The 5306-nt window shown below is 67.2% G+C and carries 5 protein-coding genes; 4 read left to right on the top strand and 1 reads right to left on the bottom strand.

Annotation, left to right across the window (positions count from 1 at the left end; translation table 11 throughout):
- Nucleotides 1-524: 524 nt before the first annotated feature.
- Nucleotides 525-2384 (top strand): aspartate--tRNA ligase, encoded by a 1860-nt coding sequence (aspS, locus tag NTX40_03800; GenBank protein MCX5648210.1) that lies wholly within the window; start codon nucleotides 525-527, stop codon nucleotides 2382-2384.
- 105 nt (nucleotides 2385-2489) lie between these two features.
- On the opposite strand, the gene NTX40_03795 is transcribed toward aspS, so the two are convergent.
- Complete coding sequence (locus NTX40_03795) at nucleotides 2490-3737, bottom strand: anaerobic sulfatase maturase (protein MCX5648209.1); 1248 nt, start codon at nucleotides 3735-3737, stop codon at nucleotides 2490-2492.
- Nucleotides 3738-4092: 355 nt separating this feature from the next.
- Here NTX40_03795 and NTX40_03790 point away from each other — a divergent pair, with 355 nt between their 5' ends.
- The 3 genes from NTX40_03790 to dgt all read left to right on the top strand — a co-directional run.
- A complete protein-coding gene (locus NTX40_03790) occupies nucleotides 4093-4323 on the top strand; it encodes a zinc ribbon domain-containing protein (protein MCX5648208.1) in 231 nt (76 codons plus the stop codon).
- Between the two features lie 13 nt (nucleotides 4324-4336).
- Nucleotides 4337-4846, top strand: a complete 510-nt coding sequence (locus NTX40_03785) for an HIT domain-containing protein (GenBank protein ID MCX5648207.1) — start codon at nucleotides 4337-4339, stop codon at nucleotides 4844-4846.
- Nucleotides 4843-5306 (top strand): dNTP triphosphohydrolase (gene dgt / locus NTX40_03780; GenBank protein MCX5648206.1); only part of this gene is annotated, 464 nt, incomplete at its 3' end. The genes NTX40_03785 and dgt, both read left to right, overlap by 4 nt.

Here is a 5306-nt window from a genome sequence, read left to right as displayed (position 1 = left end):
TCGAGGAGGACGCGTCCGGGCTCGGGAAACGCCAGGATCGCCACGCTCCCGCCGTGGAGGATGACCTCGCGCGTCGTCTCGCGCCCGTCGGAGGCGCGGATGTGGTGGACCTCGAGCGCGACCTTTCGGCCGGAGAAAATCTGCTCGCGCTTTAGAACCTGCGGGCGCTCGGCCATCCGTCCGCCGCCTCCCTTTAAGTTGGGGGGTGATTATAGGTCGCCGGCCGCCGCCATGCAACCTTGAGGCCGTTTGGGTGTGCCAAGATTTTCTGGCACGGTCCGCGGCGGCCTCGCAGGGGATGCACAAGGGAAGAGTTGGGTGGCACTGGCGGCTTGCCCGCCAGTGCTTCCCCCTAGCCGCATGCGCACGGCCGGGCAAGACCGGCCGTGCCACACGAGTCATCTGTTGCGCCTTCGGCACGTGCCAGAAAATCCTGGCACACCCAGGCCGTCGGCCAAGCGACAAATAGGCTTGTCCGGCATCGGGAGCCGCTTATAATGCTCCCGTTTGACGCGAGGACACCCATGAAAACAGCGTATCGAACGCACACCTGCGGCGAGTTGAAGAGCGTGCACGCCGGCCAGACCGTCCGCCTGGCTGGTTGGGTCGATTCGAGCCGGGACCACGGCGGCCTCATCTTCATCGACCTCAGGGACCGTTACGGGACCACCCAGTGCGTCTTTAACCCCGAAGTGGCGCGCGAGGCCCACGCCTTGGCCGAGGAGATGCACGGCCAGGACGTCGTGCGGCTGGACGGGACGGTCGCCCTGCGGCCGGCCGCGGCAGTCAATCCGAAGATTCCGACGGGCCAGATCGAGGTCCGCGTGACGGGGGCCGAGGTCCTGGCGAAGAGCGATTCGCCGCCCATCACCGTCGCCGACGATTGCGACGCCGGCGAGGACGTCCGCCTGCGCTACCGGTACCTGGACCTCAGGCGTCCGTGCATGCAGCGGAACCTGCTGGTGCGGCACGAGATCATCCAGGCGATGCGCCGCACGCTCGAAGGCGAGCGGTTCATTGAGGTCGAGACGCCGCTCCTCACGAAGTCCACACCCGAAGGGGCCCGCGACTTTCTCGTCCCGAGCCGCATCAACCCCGGCCGGTTCTACGCCCTGCCCCAGTCGCCGCAACTCTTCAAGCAGATCCTGATGGTCTCGGGCTTCGACCGGTACTACCAGATCGCGCGGTGCCTGCGGGACGAGGACCTGCGGGCCGACCGCCAGCCGGAGTTCACGCAGTTGGATATCGAGATGGCATTTATCGCGGAGGACGACGTCCTGGGTGTAACGGAGCGGGTGGTGGCGGCGGTCGTGAAGGCCGTCAAGGGCATCGACGTCGCGACGCCGTTCCCGCGCCTCTCGTTCGCCGAGGCCATGCGCGATTACGGTTCCGACAAGCCGGACCGCCGGTTTGAGATGAAACTCGCGGACGTGGCGGAGGTCGCGCGGGTGAGCGAATTCCGCATCTTTCGCCAGGCGGCCGAGGCGGGAGGCCACGTGCGCGGCCTCAAGGTTCCGGGCGGTCCCGGCCCCAACCCCAACGGGGCAGGCGGGGCAGGCGCGCCGGGACTCACGCGCAAGGACATTGACAATCTCACCACATTCGCGGCCGACTTCGGCGCGAAGGGCCTCGCCTGGATGCGCGTCGAGGCGGAAGGCCTGACGGGCCCGATCGCGAAGTTCTTTAAGCCTGACCAGTTGGCGGCGATGCAAAAAACGTTTGCCGCACGCGAGGGTGACCTCCTGCTTTTCGTCGCGGACGCGCCGGCCGTCGTCGCCGCCAGCCTCGGCGCTCTGCGGGTTCACCTGGGCCATCGGCTTGGACTGGTGCCGCAGGAGGAACTTAACTTCTGCTGGGTCACCGACTTTCCGCTGTTCGAGTGGGACGTCGAAGAGAAACGGCACGTGGCGATTCATCACCCCTTCACGAGCCCTCGGCCCGAGGACATGGAGCGCCTCGAAAGCGAGCCGCTTTCCGTCCGTGCGCGGGCCTACGACCTCGTGCTGAACGGCGTGGAACTCGGCGGCGGGAGCATCCGCATCCATCGGCCGGACGTCCAGGAACGCGTCTTCCGCCTGCTCGGCATCGGGAAGGCGGAGGCCGACGAAAAGTTCGGCTTCCTCCTGGAGGCGCTGCGGTACGGCGCGCCGCCGCACGGCGGGATCGCGCTCGGCATCGACCGGTTCGTTCGGCTCCTGGTGGGTGCGTCGAGCATCCGCGAGGTGATCGCGTTCCCCAAGACGCAGCGCGCCCAGTGCATGATGAGCGGCGCGCCGGGGACGGTGGACGAGAAGCAACTGAGGGACCTGCACATCCGCCTGCGGCCGGAGGCGAAAGGCGAGGCCGCCGACGCCCCTGCGACACCCCCGGCGCCGCAGAACTAAGCGCGGTTACATAAGTTTTACGCGGTGGGTTCGCCGCCCCGCTTGCGGGGCGCTGGCTGTTTGTAGCGAGGGGCAAGCCCCGCGGCGAACCCGCTGCGCGGGGCGTCACTTGCGGCCGCAGCAACTCTTGTACTTTCGGCCGGAACCGCACGGGCACGGATCGTTTCGGCCGACTTTCCCCGCCATCTTCGCCGGCGGACCCGCGTCCGCCTCGGTGGGCGGCAATTCGCCTCGGCGGACGTATTCGGCAATCCGCTCCATGTCTCCGAGGGCCCGGCGGTAGAACATCTTGTAGCCCTCGCAGAAATGGCTGTGGCGGCCGGGGCTCGTCCCCATCGGACGGTGATGCTTCGGGCATCCGCCCCAGCAGTATTTCAGGTACTCGCAGTCGCGGCACTCGGCGGGAAGGTCGGTCTTCAGGGCCGCGAACTCCTCGACGCGCGGGCTGCGCACGAGGTCCGCGAGCGGCGTTTCCGCGAGGTTCCCGATCCGCCACTCGGGGTACACAAAGTGGTCGCAGGCGTACAGGTCCCCGTTGAACTCGAGGACGTAGGCCGACGCGCACCGCTCGCTCTGGACGCACGTGGTCGCGCGGCTGAGGACGATCGTGTGCAGAACGTTGTCGAAGAAGCGGACGGAGACGCGGCCGACGTCGCGCGCGGACCACTGCTCGAAGACATTCAGGAGGAGCCGGCCATACGCCTCGCCCGTGACGGAGAAATCGGTCGGTTCGTCCGTGCCGGCGCGGCGCTCGAGGATGGGGATGAACTGGAGGTACCGGATGCCGCGGTTGACGAAGTAGCGGTAGATGTTTCCGGCGTGGGGTGCGTTCGCGCGGTTGATCGTCACGAGGACGTTGAACTCGACGCCGTTCTTCCTCAACAGTTCCAGCCCGGCCCAGGCGCGGTCAAAGGTCGGCCGGCCGGCGCGGTCCAGCCGGTACGCGTTGTGGACCTGGGGCGGGCCGTCCAGGCTGATGCCGACGAGAAACTTGTGCTCCGCGAAGAAGGCGCACCACTCGTCGTCCAGCAGAGTCCCGTTCGTCTGGAGGCCGTTGGTCACCACCTGGCCCGGCCGGGCGAACTCGCGCTGGTACGCGACGGCCTGACGGAAGAAGTCTTTGCCGGCGAGGGTGGGCTCGCCGCCCTGCCAGCCGAATTCGCAGCGCTCGGGGTTCGCCTCCAGGTACTGCCGCGTGTACGACGCGAGAAGGTCGTCGCCCATCAGAAACGTTTTCGTGTCGGGGTAGAGTTCGCGCGGTTTCATCGTGTAGTAGCAGTATCGGCAATCGAGGTTGCAGATGCCGCACACCGGCTTCGCCATGATGTGGAACGGCTGGACGTCTTTTTCCACGGCAGGCTCTCCGCTCTTTTCAATCGCCTCGGGTACTATACGCAAGCGGGGAAGCGCAGGCAACTCTAAGACGCGGCCGAGGCCCGTCCCCTGGCCATTCGTACGCCCATCGCCGGCCAAAAAGGTTGAGGCGCGGGGGGCCATAAACATTGCGGATTTCGGCCCGCCTTCGCCAAGGCTACGGCGGGTAAAATTGCGGATTGCCCTTCGAGAGCCTCAGGGCCGTGAGTCCCGGCGCGCCGGGATCGAACGGCGAAATGAACGGCAAACGGCGCGCTTAGGGTTGAGTCCCAAGCCCTCAACCGGTACAATACCCTTAAAGTAAGGATGCTGGGCCGGAGGAGCGGGTGGTAGGATGCCGCTATACGAGTTTCAGTGCGATGCGTGCGGGAAGGCGTTCGAGGAACTGTTCCGCTCGATGACGGAGCGGCGGCGGCCGCGGTGCCCCCATTGCGGCAGCCGGAACGTTCACAAGAAACTTACGGCCTGCGCGGCAGCGGGCGGCGACCGCTCGAAAGGCCACGGCGGATCGGGCGGCGGATGCGGCACGTGTAGAGCGCCGTCATGCGCCACGTGCGGCGGCTAGGACGGGAGGACCCATGGACCGGCTCTGGTCCCCCTGGCGAATGGCGTACATCGACGGCATGAGCGACGACGGACACAAGAGCGGATGTTTTCTGTGCGCGGCCCGCGACGCGGCCGACGATCGCCAGGCACTCGTCTTCATGCGCCGGCCGCTGGTGTTCGCCGTCCTCAACCGGTTCCCGTACAACAACGGCCACGCGCTCATCGTCCCGAGCGCCCACAAGGGCGCGCTGGCCGACCTGGCGGACGACGAGATGCTCGCAATGATGGCGCTCGCGCGGGACGTGATGGCCCTTTTCGGGCGCATCCTGCGCGCGGACGGTTACAACCTGGGCCTCAACTTCGGCCGCGTCGCCGGCGCAGGATTGCCCGAACACCTGCACCTTCACCTCGTGCCGCGATGGACCGGCGACACGAACTTCATGCCGGTCCTGGCCGACACGAAGGTCATCCCGCAATCGCTCGAAGACCTGTTCGACCGCCTCCGGGCCGCCATGGACTCCGAGGCGCCGGGCGCCCCATGACCGATCCGCCGAGCACGATGACCCGCCACGAGTTGGAGCAGCGCGAGCGGCGTCTCCTCGCCCCGTATGCCGCCAAGAGCGCCGAGTCCCAGGGCCGTGTCTATCCCGAGCCGGAGCACACGTACCGGACGGCCTATCAGCGCGACCGGGACCGGGTGGTGCACTCGACGGCCTTTCGGCGCCTGGAATACAAGACGCAGGTCTTCCTGACGCACGAGGGCGATTATTTTCGGACGCGCCTGACGCACACGCTGGAAGTGACGCAGATCGCGCGGACGCTCGCGCGGGCCCTCAATTTGAACGAAGACCTGACGGAGGCGGTCGCCCTGGCCCACGACCTGGGGCACACGCCGTTCGGCCACTCCGGCGAAGAGGCCCTCGCGGAGTTGATGCGGGACCACGGCGGCTTCGAGCACAACCGCCAAGGCGTCCGGATCGTGGATTATCTGGAGCACCCGTA

The organism is Planctomycetota bacterium, from assembly GCA_026387035.1.
Taxonomy (GTDB): Bacteria; Planctomycetota; Phycisphaerae; order FEN-1346; family FEN-1346; genus JAPLMM01.
The sequence above is the reverse complement of the archived record's forward strand: the minus strand, read 5'-3'. Positions and strand labels throughout refer to the sequence as shown.